Here is an 18,494-nt window from a genome sequence, read left to right as displayed (position 1 = left end):
CTGTGACCCCCATCACCACCACACCTGGAGGGTTCATGCGGATCACGGTCACCGTCGACGGCGTGGCCTACAGCGACGAGGTGGAGCCGCGCACGCTGCTGGTCCACCACCTGCGCGAACGGCTCGGCAAGACCGGCACGGTCGTCGGCTGCGACACCAGCAACTGCGGCGCGTGCACGGTGCACCTCGACGGGCGGAGCGTGAAGTCGTGCGCCGTGCTCGCGGTGCAGGCCGACGGCCGCGAGGTCACCACCGTCGAGGGACTGGCCCGCGACGGGCAGCTCCACCCCGTGCAGCGGGCGTTCCACGAGAACCACGCCCTGCAGTGCGGTTTCTGCACCCCCGGCATGATCATGCAGGCCATCGACCTGCTGGCCGACGACCCCGACCCGGACGAGGACGCGGTGCGGCACGGCCTGGAGGGCAACCTCTGCCGCTGCACCGGCTACCAGAACATCGTCCGCGCCGTCCAGGACGCCGCCCGGGAGCAGCGGATCGGGGGCGCGGAGTGACCGCCACCGCCGAACCGGAGCTGGGCAAGGCCCGCCGGCGCAAGGAGGACGCCCGGCTGATCACCGGCGCGACCCGGTGGACCGACAACATGCAGCTGACCGGGCTGCTGCACATGGCGCTGCTGCGCAGCCCCGTGGCGCACGCCCGGATCACCTCGGTCGACGTCACCGAGGCCGCGAAGATGCCCGGCGTGCTGCTGGTGCTCACCGGCCGGGACGTCGCCGAGGAGCAGGGCAGCCTGCCGTGCGCGTGGCCGATCACCGAGGACATGCTGGCGCCGCCCGCGCCGTCGCTGGCCGTCGACCGGGTGAACTTCGCCGGCGAGGCGGTCGCCCTGGTGGTGGCCCGCAGCGCGGCCGAGGCGCACGACGCGCTGTCCGCGATCGACGTCGACTACGAGGACCTGCCGGTCGTGCTGGACCTGGAGCGCGCGGTCGAGCCGGACGCCGACCTCGTGCACCCCGACCTGGGCACGAACAAGAGCGCCACCTGGGTCTACGACTCGGCGGAGGCGGGCACGGGCTCGGACGTGGACCGGGTCATCGCCGAGGCGGAGGTGGTGGTCGAGCGCACGTTCCGCCAGCAGCGGCTGATCCCGGCGTTCATGGAGCCGCGCTCGGTCGTGGTCGACCCGTCGCCCGACTCGGTGACCATGTGGTCGTCCACCCAGGTGCCGCACCTGCTGCGCTGGATGCTGTCGGCCGTGCTCGGCATCCCCGAGCAGCGGATCCGGGTCGTCGCGCCGGACGTCGGCGGCGGCTTCGGCGGCAAGCTCCAGGTGACGCCCGAGGAGGTGCTGACCCTGCTGGCCGCGCGCCGGCTCGGCAAGCCGGTCAAGTGGACCGAGACGCGCACCGAGTCGATGCTGTCCGCCCACCACGGCCGCGACCAGCTCCAGCGGCTCACCATCGCGGCCCGCCGGGACGGCACCGTCACCGGCCTCAAGGTCGACCTGCTCGCCGACATGGGCGCCTACCTGCGCCTGGTCACGCCGGGCGTGCCGATCCTGGGCGCGTTCATGTTCAACGCCATCTACAAGTTCCAGGCGTACCGGTTCACCTGCACGAACGTGTTCACCACCAAGACGCCGACCGACGCCTACCGCGGCGCGGGGCGGCCGGAGGCCACGTTCGCCATCGAGCGGATCATGGACGAGCTGGCCGCCGAGCTGGGCGTGGACCCGCTGGAGCTGCGCGAGCGCAACTGGATCAAGCACGACGAGTTCCCGTTCACCACGGTCGCGGGCCTGACCTACGACTCCGGCGACTACGAGGCGGCCACCGCCCGCGCCACGGAGCTGTTCGGGTACGACGAGCTGCGGCGCGAGCAGGCCGAGCGCCGGGCGAGCGGCGACCCGGTGCAGCTCGGCATCGGCATCTCCACCTACACCGAGATGTGCGGGCTCGCGCCGTCCCGCGTGCTCGGCGCCCTGCGGTACGGGGCGGGCGGCTGGGAGCACGCGGCGATCCGGATGCTGCCCACCGGCAAGGTCGAGCTGATCACCGGCACCTCGCCGCACGGCCAGGGCCACGAGACGGCGTGGAGCCAGATCGTCGCCGACCGGCTCGGCGTGCCGTTCGAGGACGTCGAGGTGCTGCACGGCGACACCCGGATCTCGCACCGCGGCCTGGACAGCTACGGGTCGCGGTCGCTGGCGGTCGGCGGCGTGGCCGTGGTGCTGGCCGCGGACAAGGTGCTGGCCAAGGCGCGCACGGTCGCCGCGCACCTGATGGAGGTCGCCGAGGACGACGTCGAGTTCACGTCGGGCGCGTTCTCGGTGCGCGGCACGTCCACCACCATGGGGCTCGGTGACGTCGTGGTCGCCGCGCACGTCGCGCACGACCTGCCCGACGGGATGGAACCCGGGCTGGACGCCGAGGCCACGTTCGACCCGGAGAACTTCTCCTACCCGCACGGCACGCACCTGTGCGCGACCGAGGTCGACACGCAGACCGGCGCCGTCAGGATCCGCTCGTACGTGTGCGTGGACGACGTCGGCAAGGTGGTGAACCCGATGATCGTGGAGGGCCAGGTGCACGGCGGCCTGGCGCAGGGCATCGCGCAGGCCCTGTTCGAGGAGGCGGTGCACGACGAGAGCGGCACGCTCACCACGGCCACCCTCGCCGACTACCTGCTGCCGTCCGCGGTCGACCTGCCGCACTTCACCACCGACCGCACCGAGACGCCCGCGACCAGCAACCCGCTGGGCGTGAAGGGCGTCGGCGAGGCGGGCACGATCGCCTCCACGCCCGCCGTGGTCAACTCGATCGTGGACGCCGTGCGGCACCTGGGCGTCACGGAGGTGGAGATGCCGTGCACGCCGATGCGGGTGTGGAAGGCCATCCACCACCGCGCCGCCGACCTCCCGACGACACCCGGAGCGGGCGGCGGCCTGGGCTCCCTCGACCCCCGCGGAGGTGACCGGTGATCCCGGCCGCGTTCGACTACGTCGCGCCGACCTCGGTGGACGAGGCGGTGCGCGCCCTGGCCGCGGGCGGCGAGGACGCCAAGGTGATGGCGGGCGGCCAGAGCCTCATCCCGGTGCTGCGGATGCGGCTGGCCGTGCCGACCCTGGTGGTCGACCTGTCCCGGCTGACCGAGCTGACCGGCGTGCGCGACGACGGCGACTCGCTGCGCATCGGCGCCATGACCACGCACCACGAGGTGCGCCGCGACCCGCTGGTCCGCGAGCACGCTGGGCTGCTGCGCCTGGCCACCGACACCGTCGCCGACCCGCAGGTGCGGCACCGGGGCACGTTCGGCGGCTCGCTGGCCCACGCCGACCCGGCGGGCGACCTGCTCGCGCCCGCGCTGGCGCTGGACGCGGTGATGGTGTGCGTCGGGCCGGGCGGCACGCGCGAGGTGCCCGCGGCGGAGTTCTTCGTCGACTACTTCACCACCGCGCTGGCCCCCGACGAACTGCTCACCCACGTCAGGGTGCCCAAGCTGACCGGCTGGGGCGCGCGCTACGAGAAGTTCAACCGGGTCGCCCAGGCGTGGTCGATCGTGGCGGTGGCCGCCGCGCTGCGGGTCGCCGACGGCCGGATCGCCGACGCGCGGGTCGGCCTGACCAACATGGGTCCGACGCCGGTGCGCGCCCTCGGCGTGGAGGAGGCGCTGGTCGGGCAGCCCGCGACGGCCGAGGTGATCGCCGCCGCGGCCTCCCGGGCCACCGAGGGCGCCGACCCGCCCTCCGACGCCAACGCCGACCCCGAGTACCGGTCGCACCTGGCCCGCGTGCTCACCGAACGCGCGGTGACGGCCGCGGTGAGCGCATGAAGCTCGAACACCGGTTCACCGTCCCCGCGCCCGTGCCGGACGTGTGGGCGGCGCTGCTCGACCCGGAGAAGGTGGCGCCGTGCATGCCGGGCGCCACCCTCACCGGGGTCGACGGGCGGGCGTTCACCGGCACCGTCAAGGTCAAGCTCGGGCCCGTCACCCTGCTCTACAAGGGGACCGGCGAGTTCACGTCGGTCGACGAGCGGGTGCGCGCGGCCGTGCTCAAGGCGTCCGGCAAGGACACCAGGGGCAACGGCACGGCGTCCGCGACCGTGTCCGTGGCGCTGACGGCCGCGGCCGGCGGCACCGAGGTGTCCGTGGTCACGGACCTGAACGTCACCGGCCGACCGGCCCAGTTCGGCCGGGGGCTGATCAGCGAGGTCAGCGGCCGGCTCATCGGCGAGTTCGCCGAATGCCTGGCGACGCGGCTCGCGCCGGCGGAAGCTGAGGAGGTGACTGCTTCGCCAACCGACGGGCGGCCGCCGCTGCGCGCCGTGCCGGACGAGCCGATCGACCTGATCGGGACCGCGGGCGCGCCCGTGCTCAAGCGGGTGCTGCCGGTCGTGGCCGGGCTGCTGCTGGTCGTGCTGCTGGTGCGCGGGCTCCGCGGGCGGCGGCGCTGAACGGGCGCGGCGGGCGGCCGGTCCTCGGGCTGGTCGCCTGCCTCGGCCTGCTCGTCGGCTGCACCGGGTCGCCGGTGGTGCTCACCTCGGCCCGGCAGCCGACCGCCACCACCACGTCCGCGGCCCCCGAGCCGCCGTCGTTCACGCTGGCCGCGGGCGGCGACATCCTGGTCCACCCGGCGCTGACCGAGCAGGCCGACGCCGACGGCGCGCGCAACTTCGTGCCGCTGCTGGAGGGCCTGCGCGAGGCGATCGACGCCGACGTGTCGATCTGCCACCTGGAGACGCCGCTGTCCGCGCCCGGCGCGCCGACCTACGGCTACCCGGCGTTCAGCGCGCCGCCTGAGGTCGCGTCGGCGTTGAAGGAGATCGGCTACGACAGCTGCTCCACCTCGTCCAACCACACCCTCGACCGCGGTTCGCCCGCGATCAGGACCACCCTCGACGTGCTGGACGCCGCCGGGCTGAAGCACACCGGCTCGTTCCGCTCGCCCGAGGAGTCCGCGACACCGCTGCTGCTGGACGTCGGCGGGGTGAAGGTCGGGCACGTCGCGTTCACCTACGGGTTCAACGGCATCCCGCTGCCGCAGCCGTGGGTGGCCAACCAGCTGTCCACCGAGGGCGTGCTGGCGGCCGCCCGCGCGGCGAAGGCGGCCGGCGCCGAGGTCGTGGTGGCGAGCCTGCACTGGGGCGAGGAGTACCGGCACGAGGCCACGCCGCAGCAGCGCGAGATGGCCCAGGCCCTGCTGGCCGACCCGGCCGTCGACCTGATCATCGGCACGCACGTGCACGCCGTGCAGCCGATCGAGCGGATCGGCGACAAGTGGGTCGTCTACGGCATGGGCAACGAGGTGGCCCGCCACTCCGAGCCGCAGGGGATCACCGAGGAGGGCATCGTCACCCGGTTCAAGTTCGTGAAGGGACCGACCGGGTGGGCCGTGCGGGAGGCGTCCTACGTGCCGACGCTGATCGAGTTCGGCCCGCCGATCCGGGTCGTCGACCTGACCCGCGTCCCCGCCACCCCGCGCCGCACCGAGGCGCTGACCCGCACCGACGGCGTCGTCCGCAGCCTCGGCGCGGCCATCGCCCACCCCTGAGAAGGTCCGGGCGAGTCGAACACCCGCGTCCCGCGTGTCGAACCCCCAGGACCCCCGAGTTCAGCGTTCGAGTCCCGGAACGCGCCCCCGGACCCGGTCCAGCCGGGACAGCCAGCGGGCCGTCGTGGCGTCGTCGGCGGCGAAGTCGGGGAACCGGTCCGGCGTCGGGGGGTGCGCGGGGACCGGGAGCCGGCCGTCCACCGGAAGCAGCGAGTCGGTGGCCACGTCGCCGTCCAGGAGCGCGAGGGTGCCCAGGCCGCAGGCGAAGTCCAGTTCGGGCAGCGCGCCCGCCAGCGCCAGCCCGGCGGCCATCCCGACCGACGTCTCCACCGCCGACGACACCACGCACGGCAGCCCGCACGCCTCCGCCACCGCCAGCGCCCGCCGCACCCCGCCCAGCGGCGCGACCTTGATCACCGCCACGTCCGCCGCGCCGGCCACCGCGACCCGCAACGGGTCCTCGGCCCGCCGGATCGACTCGTCCGCCGCGATCCGCACGTCGACCCGCCGCCGCACGGCCGCCAGCTCCTCGACCGACGGGCACGGCTGCTCGACGTACTCCAGCCCGCCCGCCGCCCGCTCCAGCTCGCGGATCGCCCGGACCGCCGTGTCCACGTCCCACGCCGTGTTCGCGTCCACCCGGATCGCGCCCGACGGACCCAGGGCGTCACGCACCGCCTCGACCCGCGCCAGGTCGTCACCCAACGGCGTGCCGGGGTCGGCGACCTTCACCTTCGCCGTGGCGCAGCCGGACCGGGCGACGATCTCGTGCGCGCGTTCCGGCGACACGACGGGGACCGTGCAGTTGACCGGCACGCTGGAGCGCACCGGCGCGGGCCAGCCGTCGTTCGCGGCCTCCAGCGCGCACGCCAGCCACGGCGCGCACTCCTCGTCCGAGTAGTCGAGGAACGCGCAGAACTCGCCCCACCCGGCGGGCCCCTCCAGCAGCACGCCCTCGCGCACCGCGATGCCGCGGAACCGGTTGCGCATCGGGATCGAGTAGACCAGCACCGGGCCAGCCTAGAGCGCGCCCACCCGGCCGACCGCTCAGCCGACCTCGGGCAGCTCGGGCCCGAGCAGGTCGTCCGCGTCCACGATCCGGTACGCGTACCCCTGCTCCGCCAGGAACCGCTGCCGGTGCGCCGCGTAGTCGGTGTCCAACGTGTCCCGCGACACCACCGAGTAGAAGTGCGCCTGCCGCCCGTCGCCCTTGGGCCGCAACAACCTGCCCAGCCGCTGCGCCTCCTCCTGCCGCGACCCGAACGTGCCCGACACCTGCACCGCCACCGACGCCTCGGGCAGGTCGATCGAGAAGTTCGCCACCTTCGACACCACCAGCGTCCGCAGCTCGCCGCGCCGGAACCGGTCGAACAGGGCCTCGCGCTCCTTGTTCTTCGTCGACCCCTGGATCACCGGCGCGTCCAACGCCTCGCCCAGCGATTCCAGCTGGTCCAGGTACGCCCCGATCACCAGCGCCGGCTCACCGGGGTGCCGGTCCAGGACCGCCCGCACCACCGGCAGCTTCGTCCGCGCCGTCGAGCACAGCTTGTACCGCTCCTCCGGCTCGGCGGTCGCGTACTCCAGCCGCTCGGCGTCGGTCAGCGTCACCCGCACCTCGGTGCACTCGGCGGGCGCGATCCAGCCCTGCGCCTCGATGTCCCGCCACGGGACGTCGTACCGCTTCGGCCCGATCAGCGAGAACACGTCGCCCTCCTGGCCGTCCTCGCGCACCAGGGTCGCGGTGAGGCCGAGCCGGCGCCGCGACTGCAGGTCGGCGGTCATCCGGAACACCGGCGCGGGCAGCAGGTGCACCTCGTCGTAGACGATCAGGCCCCAGTCCCGCGAGTCGAACAGCTCCAGGTGCTTGTACTCGCCCTTCGACTTGCGGGTGATCACCTGGTAGGTGGCGATGGTGACCGGCCGGATCTCCTTGCGCTCACCCGAGTACTCGCCGATCTCGTCCTCGGTCAACGACGTCCGTGCGACCAGCTCGCGCTTCCACTGCCTGCCCGCGACGGTGTTCGTCACCAGGATCAGCGTGGTCGCGCCCGCCTCGGCCATCGCCGCCGCGCCGACCAGCGTCTTGCCCGCGCCGCACGGCAGCACCACCACGCCCGAGCCGCCCGCCCGGAACGCCCGCGCGGCCAGCCGCTGGTAGTCGCGCAGCTGCCAGCCGTCCTCGACCAGGTCGATCGGGTGCGCCTCGCCGTCCACGTACCCGGCCAGGTCCTCGGCGGGCCAGCCGATCTTGAGCAGCAGCTGCTTGAGCCGACCGCGCTCGCTGGGGTGCACGACGACCGTGTCGTCGTCCACCCGCGCGCCCAGCATCGGCTTGACCTTCTTGTGCCGCAGCACCTCCTCCAGCACCGCGCGGTCCAGCGAGTTCAGCACCAGGCCGTGCGCCGGGTGGTTGGCCAGCTGGAGCCGGCCGAACCGGCCCATCGTGTCGACCACGTCCACCAGCAGCGGCTGCGGCACCGGGTAGCGGGAGAACCGGACCAGCGCGTCGACCACCTGCTCGGCGTCGTGGCCCGCGGCCCGCGCGTTCCACAGCGCCAGCGGCGTGATCCGGTAGGTGTGCACGTGCTCGGGGGCGCGTTCCAGCTCGGCGAACGGCGCGATGGAGGTGCGCGCCTCGTCCGACAGCGGGTGCTCGACCTCCAGCAGCAGGGTCTTGTCCGACTGGACGATCAAAGGGCCGTCGGTCACTGGCGCGCACTCCTGTCGCTTGGTGTCCCTCAAGTGTGCATACCGCGTGCAAGTCGGTAGCGGACGGTGCGCGACCGCGCACCCAGCGCTTACGGACTCGGTTCGATAAAGCCGCGTACGCCCGGGTGGCGCAGTCGGTAGCTTCCGTCCGCCCCACCTCGCGACCCTACGCGCGGACGTACAGGGGCTTCCCGGATGAACGAAGGTCATCATGAGCACGGACATGCCCGCGTCCGCACCGCAGTACCAGAACGGCCCCCAGTACCAGGGCGCCCCGCAGTACCAGAACGCGCCGCAGCCCCAGCAGGTTCCCCAGCCGCCGAAGAAGAAGAGCGTCGTCGCGCGCATCCTCACGGCGGTGATCGGTCTCGTGGTGGCGGGCGTCGTGATCTACGGGATCAACTACTTCACCAGTGACGCGGCCCAGTCCAAGGCGGGCGAGTGCGCCAGCCTGACCGGCACCAGCAGCGAGCCCGAGTTCAAGACCGTCGACTGCGGCGCCCCCGAGGCGAACTACACCATCGGCAAGGTGCTCGGCTCGCTGTCCGAGTCGTGCGGCGACAACTACGACCAGTACACCGAGACCGCCCGCCGCGGCCCGGACTCGAAGCTGTGCCTGGTGCCGAACCTGGTCGAGGGCAACTGCTACGACGTGGACACCACCTCGACGCAGATGGGCTACCCGCCCGTCGACTGCGGCCAGTCCGGCGTGTTCAAGCTGGTCAAGCTGGTCAAGGGCAGCGCGGACGAGAGCGCCTGCGTCGACGCCGTGCCGCTGACCTACGCCGAGCCGAAGACGACCTTCTGCTTCGCGCCCGCCGAGGACGCCTGATCCACCTCGCGGGGCGCGTGACGCTACCTTCTGAGGACGTCACGCGCCCCGTCCAGCGAGGATGATCATGAGCAACGAGCCCAGCCGACCAGACGACGACGCGCCGACCGGCGCCGCCGGCGCCCGCCCCGACGTGCCGCCCGCCGACGCGAGGCGCATCGAGGCGTCCCGGGAAGCCGCCGCGTCCGCCGAGGAGCGCGAGCTCTCCAGCCCGACGTCGACCGGCCTCGGCTCCGACTCCGGTGTCGCCGAGCCCGGCGCCACCCCGGAACCGGGCGCCGGCGCGCGTGACCAGCCGGTGGCGGGCAACGAGCCCGTCACGCCCGCCGGTCCGACCGCCGTGCCGGGCGCCCGCCCGGCCCCGTCCGCGGACCCCGTGGCCTCCTCCGCCGCCGAACCGGCCTCCGACGCGCCCGCCGCGGCCGAGCCGACCACCGGCCCCGCGACCACCGGTGCTGCCGGTGCTGCCGCTGCCGGTCCTGCTTCCACCGGCCCCGCGACGACCGGCCCCGCGACGACCGGCCCCGCGACGACCGGCCCCGCGACGACCGGCCCCGCGACGACCGGCCCCGCGACGACCGGCGCCGGCGCTGGCGCCGCCTCCGCTGGCGCTGCCTCTGCCGGTGCTGCCGGTGCTGCGTCCACCGGTGCTCCTGGCGCCGGCGTGCCGGTCTCCGGGTTCGCCGCTCCCGGCGAGCAGTCCGGCGCCGTCCCGGCCGGGGGCGGGTCGAGCGGCAACGGGCGGAAGATCCTCATCGGCGTCCTGGTGGTGCTGCTGATCGCCGTCGTGGTCTACGGCGTGTACCGCCTCACCAGTGGTTCCGCCAAAGCCGAGGCGGGTGACTGCGTGAGCGTTTCCGCCGAGACCGACGACCGGGCCGACGTCGAAACCCTCGACTGCTCCGACGCCAAGGCCGTTTACCAGGTCGGCAAGGTCCTCGACGCGACCGACGCCACCTGCCCCGAAGAGGGCCTGTACACCGAGTTCCCCCCGGTCGGCAGCATCGATGACGGCGATGGCGACGGCTACAAGCTCTGCCTGCTGCCGAACTTGTCCGAGGGTGCCTGCTACAAGCCCGACGACGGCACCACCGAGTTCGTCAAGACCGACTGCGTCGGCCCCGAGACCTTCAAGGTCACCAAGGTCGTCCAGGGCTCGACCGACCTGGAGGCGTGCCCGGACGGCGCCGGCATGGCCTACCCGGAGCCGGCCGTCACGTTCTGCCTCGCGCCCGCCGAGATGTGAACCCTGCCGGGTGAACCGGCTCAACCACGCGCGCGGCCGTGCCGATGCCCTGTTCCATGCGGAAGATCAGGTGGGGTGTCGGCGCGGTCGCCGTGGTGGTCGCGGGCGCGTTCGCGGTCACGCTGGTCGGCGGCGGCCCCGACGGGCCCGAGCCCGGGGTCTGCGCGAGCATCGAGCGGGTGCCCGAGGGCGCCAGGTACCGGGCGCTCGACTGCGCGTCCGAGCAGGCCAACGTGCGGGTGGCCAAGGTCGTGGACGACGCCTCGCAGTGCCCCAGGGGCGGCGCGCCGTACACCGTCTTCACCCGGACGGCCACGCTGTGCCTGATCCCCAACTTCGTCCCGGGCGCGTGCTACCTGGGCGACCGGGGCGCCGGGATGAAGAAGGTCGACTGCGCCGCCGAGCAGGCGATCCGGGTGGTCAGCGCCGCGCCGGAGCCGGGGGAGTGCGAGAACGGCCAGAAGCTGACCTACCCCGAGCCCGTCGTCACGTTCTGCCTGGTCCGCGCCGCTGACGCGCGCTGAATCCGCTGCGCCCGAACGGCGCCCGGGGAGGTACGTTCCGCTCGCCCGATGTCGAGAGGAACGCCAGGTGACCACGCCTCCCGCCCCGCCACCCCACGGCTACCCGCCACCCGGTGACGGCGGCTACCAGCCGCTGCCCGGCTACCAGGGCCAACCGCCCCAGTACCCTCCACCCCAGCACGGGCAGCCCGGTCAGCACTGGCAGCCCGGCCAGCCGGGTCCGTACGGTCAGCCAGGCCAATCGGGCCAGTACGGCGAGCCGGGCCCGTACGGCCAGCCACCGCACTACGGTCAGCCCGGTCAGCCCGGTCAGTTCGGCCCTGGCCAACCCGGCCAGCCCGGCCACTACGGCCAGCCGGGTTACCCGCAGCAGCTCCCACCGCCGCCCAAGCGCACCTCCACCGGCGCGAAAGCCCTGGTCGCCGTCGTCGTGCTGGGCATCGTGGGCGTCGTGGTCGCGGGCGTCCTCGCCGGCATCAACGGCCCGGCGGGCGCCGAACCGGGCGAGTGCATCAAGATCGTTTCCGCCGGCGTGACCGACGCCGACGTCGAGAAGGTCGAGTGCTCCTCCCCGGAAGCCGCCTTCCGGGTGGCCGCCCACCTGGACAGCAGCGCCGACTCCTGCCCCGACGGGGACTACGCCGAGTACTCCGACAGTGGCGGTCGGCGAAGTGACGGCTTCAAGCTGTGCCTGATGCTGAACGCGGCCGAGGGTGACTGCTTCAAGCAGGAGGGCACGATTGTGGCCGCCAAAACGACCAAGGTGACCTGCGATTCGAGCGCCACCTACAAGGTGGGCAAGGTCATCGGGGGAGTGGCGGACGAGAACGAGTGCGAGAGTGGCAACACCGTGTCCGTTTACTCACAGCCTGCGACCACGATCTGCTTGATCGAGGCTTAACCAAGCCGAGATCGAAAAATAGGGGGCCTTCCCGCAATGGGTAAGGCCCCCTATCGCTGACGGTGAGTCAGTTAGTGGTTCCGCTCAGTTGGCGATCCGCTCAGTTGGTGGTTCGGCTCAGTTGGTGGTTCCGGGCGGCAACAACCCGCCGACGTCCAACCGCTCCGGCAGCACCTCTTCGGTGTCCATCATGTCCGCGACGCGCTGCAGCCGGACCGGGTTGAGCGACAGCGGGAACGTGCCGACCGACACCAGGGCGGCGGTCTGCTGGTCCACGTCCATGTACCCGGTCAGCGCGTTCTGCACGGACAGCTTGTCGTTCGACGCGGCCTCCTGCGCGTCCCGCAGGACCTGCCGGAACAGGGCCAGCGTGCGCGGGTTGGTGTCGGCGAACTTCTTGCTCGACGCGTACCCGGACATGGGGAAGTCCTTGGTCGGGCCGACGGCGGTGTCGGTCAGGATGCGCGCGCCGGTGCCGCTCTGCGCCTGGGTGATGTACGGCTCGGTCATCCACGCCGCGTCGACCTGACCGGCCCGCATGGCGTTGACCATCTGCTCGAACGGCATCTCGACCGGCCTGATCCGCTGCTTCTCCACGCCGGCCGTCTTGAGCACGGCCTTCGTGGTCAGCGCGCCGACGTCGCCGGTCGACGGCACGGCGATGCGCGGGTTGGGCAGCTTGCCGGGGCTGTCGTACGCCTCGTCCAGCGTGACGAGCGCCATGGTGTTCGCGCCCGCCTGGTACGCCTCGCCCTGGAGCTGCAGCTGGGTGCCCTCGGCGTAGCTGCGGAACAGCGTGACGTGCGTCGCCCAGGTCAGGTCGAGCGTGGTGTCGAGCTGCTTGATGCCCTCGACCTCGTCGTTCAGCGGCACCAGTTGGACCTGGAGACCCGCCTTGTCGAAGAGCTTGTTGTTGAACGCGAGGCGCAGCGGCGCCACGTCGACCACCGGCAGCACGCCGATGCGCAGTGTGCTGCGTTCCACGTCGGGGGTGCTGTTCCCGTCGGTGCCGGGGAGCAGCCCGCACGCCGTCAAGGTGGCGGCACACGCGAACAACGCTGCCGCACGTCGCAGAACACGCGCTGGGGTAGGCATGGCACCTCTCGCCGGGATGACCTCGAGAGCGGGGTCTATTTGATCAACGAATTTTTCGACGCAGTTGTCGATGCGGGGGATCGTAACCACCCAGAGGTATGAAACGACAGCCCTGCTCCGATACGGTGAGTGCTTCCGGAGTCTTCCCCGGGGCCGGGGTCGAGCACTACGCTCCCCGCCTGGTGGCACAGGTCGTCGCAGACCGTCGTGTCCCTGTGCGGGGGAGGGGTGCCTAGCCGGCACCACCGCTCCTGTGCTGCAATTCGGCCGATTTCGAGTCCATGCTTCGGTCCACGGGGGAGAGGCCGGGGAACACTGCTGCCGGAAGAGGAAGCCCAGGGTGGCCCGTCGAGAGAGAGGTCCCAGCCAGTCAGGCGTGGGGATTCCACCGCGCTCCGAAAGGCCCGGAATGGGTGACGGACTGGCTGCGCTGAGTGATGGAACTGTGACCGAGTCAACGGGCACCGGGCGTCGAACCGGGACGAACGCCGCCGAGCGGGACCAGCAGGCCCGCACGGCCGGGTGGCGGCTGCGCAACTGGCGGCTGCCCACCAAGCTGACCGCCGTCCTGCTCATCCCCACGATCGCCGCGGTCGCCCTCGGCGGCCTGCGGGTGAACTCCGACCTGGCCGACGCGAGCGAGCTGAACCGGCTGGCGAACCAGATCCAGCTGGAGTCCGCCGTCGCCGACCTGGTGCAGCAGCTCCAGCGCGAGCGCGACCTCAGCGCGAGCCACGTCGCCTCCGGCAAGCAGCTCGACCGCGTGGTGCTGGACCGCCAGCTGCGCCGCGTCGAGGACACCGTGCAGGCCCTCAACGGCAAGATCGCCGACCTCAGCGCCGACCTGGACGACGACGTGGTCACCCGGTTCCGCCGGGCGTCCAGCCAGCTCGACCGGCTCAACAGCCTGCGCAACGCGGTCCGCGACACGCAGTACCCCTCCGACGCCGTGATGCGCACCTACTCCGAGTCGGTGGAGAGCCTGCTCGACCTCGGCGAGCAGGCCATCGCGGGCATCAACGAGCCCGAGCTGGTGCGGCTGCACCTGGCCACCAACGCCATCGCCCGGATCAAGGAGCAGGAGTCGCGCAAGCGCGGCGTCATGCTCGACGTCTTCCAGAGCGGCGGCTTCGGCCCCGGCCAGGAGCGCCAGCTGCTGGCCGCGAACGCCGAGCTGGACGCCGCCCGCAACGACTTCCGCAAGTCCGCGACCGCCGACCAGGCCAAGATCTACGACGACACGGTCACCGGCCTGATCGTCGACACCGCGAACGACATGCAGGAGACGGCGCTGAACCTGGCCACGGCCGGGCTGCCGCTGACGTCGCTGCGCCCGGAGAAGTGGGACATCGCGTCCACGCTGACGGTGAACCTCACCCGCGACGTGGAGAACCTGCTGCTGGAGCAGCTGCAGAACCGCACCGACGAGCTGACCGGCGTGGCCCGCAACGCCGCGTTCCGCGACTCCGGCATCGTGCTGGGCGCGCTGCTGCTGGCCATGCTGATGGCGCTGTTCGTGGCCCGCTCGATCCTGAACCCGCTGCGCACCCTGCGCCGCACCGCGCTGGAGGTCGCCGACCACGGCCTGCCGGAGGCGGTCGGCCGGATCCTGGCCGACCCGAACCCGCAGGAGGCGGCGAAGACGGCCATCGCGCCGGTGCCGATCACCACCCGCGAAGAGGTCGGCCAGGTGGCCCGGGCGTTCGACGCGGTGCACGGCGAGGCGGTGCGGCTGGCCGCCGAGCAGGCCCTGCTGCGCGACAACGTCAACTCGATGTTCGTCAACCTGTCCCGCCGCTCGCAGGCCCTGGTCGAGCGCCAGCTGAACCTGATCGACCGGCTGGAGCAGGACGAGCAGGACCCCGACCAGCTGGCCAGCCTGTTCGAGCTGGACCACCTCGCCACCCGGATGCGGCGCAACAGCGAGAACCTGCTGGTCCTGTCCGGCACGGACCTGTCCCGCCGGCTGACCCGCCCGGTCCCGGCCGCCGAAGTGCTCGGCGCCGCGGTGTCCGAGGTCGAGCAGTACGCCAGGGTGCAGGTCGGCCAGACCCCGGAGCTGACCGTCCAGGGCCGCGCGGTCAACGACCTCGTGCACCTGATCGCGGAGCTGCTGGACAACGCCACCGCGTTCTCCGACCCGGTGACGAAGGTCACCGTGCGCACCGCCCGCACCCGCAAGGGCGAGCTGGCGATCGAGATCCAGGACCGCGGCGTCGGCATGGGCGAGCAGGAGATGTCCGACGCCAACACCCGGCTGGCCGACCCGCCGGACGTGGACGTCGCGGTGTCCCGCCGGATGGGCCTGTACGTGGTCGCGCGGTTGGCCAAGCGGCACGACATCAAGGTGCGGCTGCGGTCCAACGAGGACATCGAGGGCGGCACCACCGCGCTCGTGCTGGTGCCCGACACGCTGGTCGCGTCGCCCGGCGTGATGGGCTCCCCGCTGGGCGCCGAGCCCGCCTCCGCGTTCGGCGGCGACCCCGGCTTCGGCGACTCCCCGTTCGGCGGCGACTCCGGCTTCGGCGACGCGGCCTTCGGCGACCCCGCGTTCGGGTCGACGGCGCAGCGCGCGTCCGGCATCGCCGGGGCGTTCGGCACCGGCACCCTGGCCCGCCTGGACGACTCGTCCTACCCGGACGACCGGTCCCGGTCGGACGACAGCTTCCCGAGCATGCCCCGGATCGAGGACGAGCCGGCGTTCCCGGTGAGCTTCGTGCAGGGCGAGGGCGAGCACGACCCGGTCCGCGTGCCGTCGTTCGGCGACGCGCCCGCGTTCGCCGAGACGCCCGCGGAGACGTCGGGCGAGGTGCCGCGGTCCTGGATGGGCTCGGTCGAGGAGCGCGACGTCGAGCGCGAGCCCGAGGGCTCGTTCGGCGAGCCGACGCTGTTCACCGCCTACGAGGACCGCCCCGAGCACGACACCGCCTACGAGCACGGCTTCGAGACGACCCAGTTCGCCGCCGCGGTGGACCCGGGCTTCCTGGTCGACCCGGAGCCCGGGCCACCGCACCGCAACGGCACGTCGCCCGCGCCGCAGGTCGCGCCCGCGGCCAGGGAGGTCGAGCACGACTTGGACGCCCCGACCGAGCGGCTGCCGATCTACGAGGCGGTCCTCTCGCAGTGGTTCCAGTCCGTCGGCAGCGAGACGTCGGCCGCGACCGCTCAGGCGGTGCCGCCCGCGCCCGAGTCGGAGCGCTCCGGCAACGGCCGGGTCGAGCCGAGCCGCGCCGAGTCGCTGCTGCCGACCCGCAAGCCGCGCCCGGTCCCGCCCGTCGCGCCCACCACGTCCGAGGACCCGTTGCCGCAGCGAGGACTGCTCGACTCGGGCCCGAACGCGCTGCCCAGGCGCGAGACGGAGGGTGTCCTTTCCGGCCGCGGTGGGGGCGCGCCTAGTCTGACCGAGGGCGGGCTGCCCAAGCGGCAGCCCGGTTCGCCCACCAACCTGCCCAAGCGCGCCGCGGAGGTGCCCCGCGTGACCGAGCCGGAACCGGTCGCCGAACCCGAGCCGGCCGCGGCCGCCGAGTCGGTGTGGGAGTCCCCCGCCGACGAGGGTTGGCAGGCGGCACAGGCCTTGTTGAACAAGGCGCCAGAGACCACGACACAGGCGGGGTTGCCCAAGCGGGTGCCCAAGGCTCAGCTTGTGCCGGGATCCGCCGCACCGAAGCCGACGGCGACGGAGCGGCAACCGCAGCGGCCCCCGCTGCCACCACGATCGGCTGACGCGATCCGTGGACGCATGTCGAGTCTTCAGCAGGGCGTCCACCGAGGGCGGCACGCTTTGATCGACGCTTACGCTGGTGACATGTCGAGCCGGCAAGACGAGGAGCAGGAGTGACGACCGCAGCTCAGCCAGGCAGCTTTGGTTGGCTTATCACCGACTTCGTGCGCCGGGTTCCCGGTGTGGCACATTCCGTGGTCGTGTCGGCGGACGGGCTACTGCTCGCCGGCTCGCAGGGCCTGCCCCGCGACCGCGCCGAACAGCTGTCCGCCGTGGCATCCGGGCTCGTCAGCCTCACGGCTGGCGCGGCGAGGTGCTTCGAGGCGGGCACGGTGAACCAGACCGTGGTCGAGATGGAACGGGGCTACCTGTTCCTGATGTCGATCAGCGACGGGTCTTGCCTCGCCGTGCTCGCCGCCCCGAACTGTGACATCGGCCTCGTGGCCTACGAGATGACGCTGCTGGTCGAGCGCGTGGGCCAGCAGCTCACCCCGGAGCTGCGCGCGCAGCTCCAGGGCGTGGTTCGGCGGTAGATCCTCATGAGATCGTGGGGGTGAAGGTAAATGGCTGAACGATCTGGCGCCGGCGGCCGACGCTTCGGTAGGAACTTCGACTACCAGGAGTGGGCGGCCGGTGGCTTCCAATTCGCTGAGCCGGATGCCGACCCCGCACAGGACGAGGAAGCCGAGGACGTACCCAACTCGTGGTCGGGCCGCCGGGCGGAGCAGGCGCCGCGGCCACGGGTCGAAGGCACAGGGCAGGGGCAAGGCGATATGTCTCAACGTGAGGTTGACGACTCGTCGTACGACTACGACGGCGTTCCCAACCGGTTCGACATCGACGGGTACGGCAGCGGCCTGTTCGGAGGTCCGGGCGCCGATCTCTTCGGCGCCCACGGCCTGCCCGACAGCGTGCCGGAACAGGTGCCCTACGCGACCGGTCCGCAGCCGGTCGTCCGCCGCGAGGAGAACCCCGCGGCGGAGTCCGGGTCCCTGGTGCGCCCGTACACCCGGACCGGTGGCCGCACCCGGCCCGACTACGACCTCGCGATCGAGGCGCTGATCTCCACCAGCGAGAAGGGCCTCGACCGCGACGCGGCGGTGCTCCCCGAGCACCGGTCGATCTGCGGGTTGTGCACCGACACCAGGTCGGTGGCCGAGGTCGCCGCTCACCTCCGGCTCCCGCTCGGCGTGGCCCGGGTGCTGATCGGCGACATGGCGAGCATGGGTTTGGTCTTGATTCACCAGGGTGGCTTGGTCGTGGGGGACCGGCCATCCATTGATTTCCTTGAGAGGGTGCTCAGTGGGCTTCGCAGGCTCTAGCCCCAACGCGGCCGAAGGCGCCAAGAAGCCGACGACCTCCGCGAAGATCGTGGTGGCCGGTGGCTTCGGCGTTGGCAAGACGACGTTCGTCGGGTCGGTGTCGGAGATCGTTCCGCTGACCACCGAAGCGGTGATGACCGAGGCGAGCGCCGGGGTCGACGACCTCTCGGCGACGCCGAACAAGGTCACCACGACGGTGGCCATGGACTTCGGCCGGGTGTCGCTGGACCAGGACCTGATCCTGTACCTGTTCGGCACACCGGGCCAGCACCGGTTCTGGTTCATGTGGGACGACCTGGTGCGCGGCGCGATCGGCGCGATCGTGCTGGTGGACACCCGCCGGTTGGCGGACGCGTTCGCCTCGATCGACTTCTTCGACGACCGGCAGCTGCCGTACGTCGTGGGGGTCAACTGCTTCGACGGCCTGCTGCACCACCGCATCGAGGACGTCCGCGACGCGCTCACGATCGACCAGTCCGTGCCGATAGTGACTTGCGACGCGCGCAACCGGCAGTCGACCAAGCAGACGTTGATCACGCTGGTCGAGCACGCCATGCGCCAGTGGATGTCGGTCCGCGCGGGCTGACGGGGTTGTCGTGCCGGAGGGCGGTCCCCGTGCCGGGGGCCGCCCT

Annotated in this window: 16 protein-coding genes; 13 read left to right on the top strand and 3 right to left on the bottom strand. The window is 72.4% G+C overall.

Translation table 11 applies throughout. From position 1 onward, the window contains the following. The first annotated feature begins 35 nt into the window (after positions 1-35). The 5 genes from AB0F89_RS04775 (at position 36) to AB0F89_RS04755 (ending at position 5,512) form a co-directional block, all read left to right on the top strand. Positions 36-512 (top strand): (2Fe-2S)-binding protein, encoded by a 477-nt coding sequence (locus tag AB0F89_RS04775; RefSeq protein WP_367132932.1) that lies wholly within the window; start codon positions 36-38, stop codon positions 510-512. After that, a complete protein-coding gene (locus AB0F89_RS04770; RefSeq protein WP_367132930.1) occupies positions 509-2,941 on the top strand; it encodes a xanthine dehydrogenase family protein molybdopterin-binding subunit in 2,433 nt (810 codons plus the stop codon). The genes AB0F89_RS04775 and AB0F89_RS04770 overlap by 4 nt, the downstream gene beginning before the upstream one ends. Then, positions 2,938-3,792 (top strand): xanthine dehydrogenase family protein subunit M, encoded by an 855-nt coding sequence (locus AB0F89_RS04765; RefSeq protein ID WP_367132928.1) that lies wholly within the window; start codon positions 2,938-2,940, stop codon positions 3,790-3,792. The genes AB0F89_RS04770 and AB0F89_RS04765 overlap by 4 nt, the downstream gene beginning before the upstream one ends. Further along, on the top strand, positions 3,789-4,415 hold the full coding sequence (locus tag AB0F89_RS04760; protein ID WP_367132926.1) for an SRPBCC family protein: 627 nt from the start codon (positions 3,789-3,791) through the stop codon (positions 4,413-4,415). The genes AB0F89_RS04765 and AB0F89_RS04760 overlap by 4 nt, the downstream gene beginning before the upstream one ends. A gap of 74 nt (positions 4,416-4,489) precedes the next feature. Further along, positions 4,490-5,512, top strand: coding sequence for a CapA family protein (locus AB0F89_RS04755; protein ID WP_367132924.1), 1,023 nt, complete (start codon positions 4,490-4,492; stop codon positions 5,510-5,512). A 60-nt stretch (positions 5,513-5,572) separates the two neighbouring features. Here AB0F89_RS04755 and AB0F89_RS04750 read toward each other — a convergent pair whose 3' ends face one another. Both AB0F89_RS04750 and AB0F89_RS04745 read right to left on the bottom strand, forming a co-directional pair. Further along, complete coding sequence (locus AB0F89_RS04750) at positions 5,573-6,523, bottom strand: o-succinylbenzoate synthase (protein ID WP_367132922.1); 951 nt, start codon at positions 6,521-6,523, stop codon at positions 5,573-5,575. A 36-nt stretch (positions 6,524-6,559) separates the two neighbouring features. After that, positions 6,560-8,221, bottom strand: coding sequence for a DNA repair helicase XPB (locus tag AB0F89_RS04745; protein ID WP_367132920.1), 1,662 nt, complete (start codon positions 8,219-8,221; stop codon positions 6,560-6,562). 211 nt (positions 8,222-8,432) lie between these two features. Here AB0F89_RS04745 and AB0F89_RS04740 point away from each other — a divergent pair, with 211 nt between their 5' ends. From AB0F89_RS04740 to AB0F89_RS04725, 4 genes are all read left to right on the top strand, one after another. Continuing rightward, the gene (locus AB0F89_RS04740; RefSeq protein WP_367132918.1) at positions 8,433-9,053 is read left to right on the top strand and encodes a hypothetical protein; all 621 of its coding nucleotides are present in this window, start codon (positions 8,433-8,435) and stop codon (positions 9,051-9,053) included. A gap of 67 nt (positions 9,054-9,120) precedes the next feature. Then, entirely contained in the window at positions 9,121-10,299 is a 1,179-nt protein-coding gene (locus AB0F89_RS04735; protein WP_367132916.1) for a hypothetical protein, read from the top strand. Between the two features lie 56 nt (positions 10,300-10,355). Then, complete coding sequence (locus AB0F89_RS04730) at positions 10,356-10,823, top strand: hypothetical protein (protein ID WP_367132914.1); 468 nt, start codon at positions 10,356-10,358, stop codon at positions 10,821-10,823. A 67-nt stretch (positions 10,824-10,890) separates the two neighbouring features. Next, positions 10,891-11,724: a collagen-like protein gene (locus AB0F89_RS04725; RefSeq protein WP_367132912.1), complete on the top strand. Its 834-nt coding sequence runs from the start codon at positions 10,891-10,893 to the stop codon at positions 11,722-11,724. A 117-nt stretch (positions 11,725-11,841) separates the two neighbouring features. Here AB0F89_RS04725 and AB0F89_RS04720 read toward each other — a convergent pair whose 3' ends face one another. Then, complete coding sequence (locus tag AB0F89_RS04720) at positions 11,842-12,708, bottom strand: ABC transporter substrate-binding protein (RefSeq protein WP_367132910.1); 867 nt, start codon at positions 12,706-12,708, stop codon at positions 11,842-11,844. Positions 12,709-13,264: 556 nt separating this feature from the next. On the opposite strand from AB0F89_RS04720, the gene AB0F89_RS04715 reads away from it, so the two are divergent. The 4 genes from AB0F89_RS04715 to AB0F89_RS04700 are packed head-to-tail and all read left to right on the top strand — an operon-like array spanning position 13,265 to position 18,448. Beyond that, positions 13,265-16,657: a nitrate- and nitrite sensing domain-containing protein gene (locus AB0F89_RS04715; RefSeq protein ID WP_367132908.1), complete on the top strand. Its 3,393-nt coding sequence runs from the start codon at positions 13,265-13,267 to the stop codon at positions 16,655-16,657. Further along, positions 16,654-17,073: a roadblock/LC7 domain-containing protein gene (locus AB0F89_RS04710; RefSeq protein ID WP_033442969.1), complete on the top strand. Its 420-nt coding sequence runs from the start codon at positions 16,654-16,656 to the stop codon at positions 17,071-17,073. Before AB0F89_RS04715 ends, AB0F89_RS04710 begins: the two co-directional genes overlap by 4 nt. A gap of 30 nt (positions 17,074-17,103) precedes the next feature. Next, positions 17,104-17,862, top strand: coding sequence for a DUF742 domain-containing protein (locus AB0F89_RS04705; protein WP_367132906.1), 759 nt, complete (start codon positions 17,104-17,106; stop codon positions 17,860-17,862). After that, positions 17,843-18,448: an ATP/GTP-binding protein gene (locus tag AB0F89_RS04700; RefSeq protein WP_073887831.1), complete on the top strand. Its 606-nt coding sequence runs from the start codon at positions 17,843-17,845 to the stop codon at positions 18,446-18,448. The genes AB0F89_RS04705 and AB0F89_RS04700 overlap by 20 nt, the downstream gene beginning before the upstream one ends. Positions 18,449-18,494: the final 46 nt, after the last annotated feature.

The organism is Saccharothrix sp. HUAS TT1 (genome assembly GCF_040744945.1).
Classification (GTDB): Bacteria; Actinomycetota; Actinomycetes; order Mycobacteriales; family Pseudonocardiaceae; genus Actinosynnema.
Note: the sequence above shows the minus strand (reverse complement) of the source record. Positions and strands in the feature narration are given on the sequence as shown.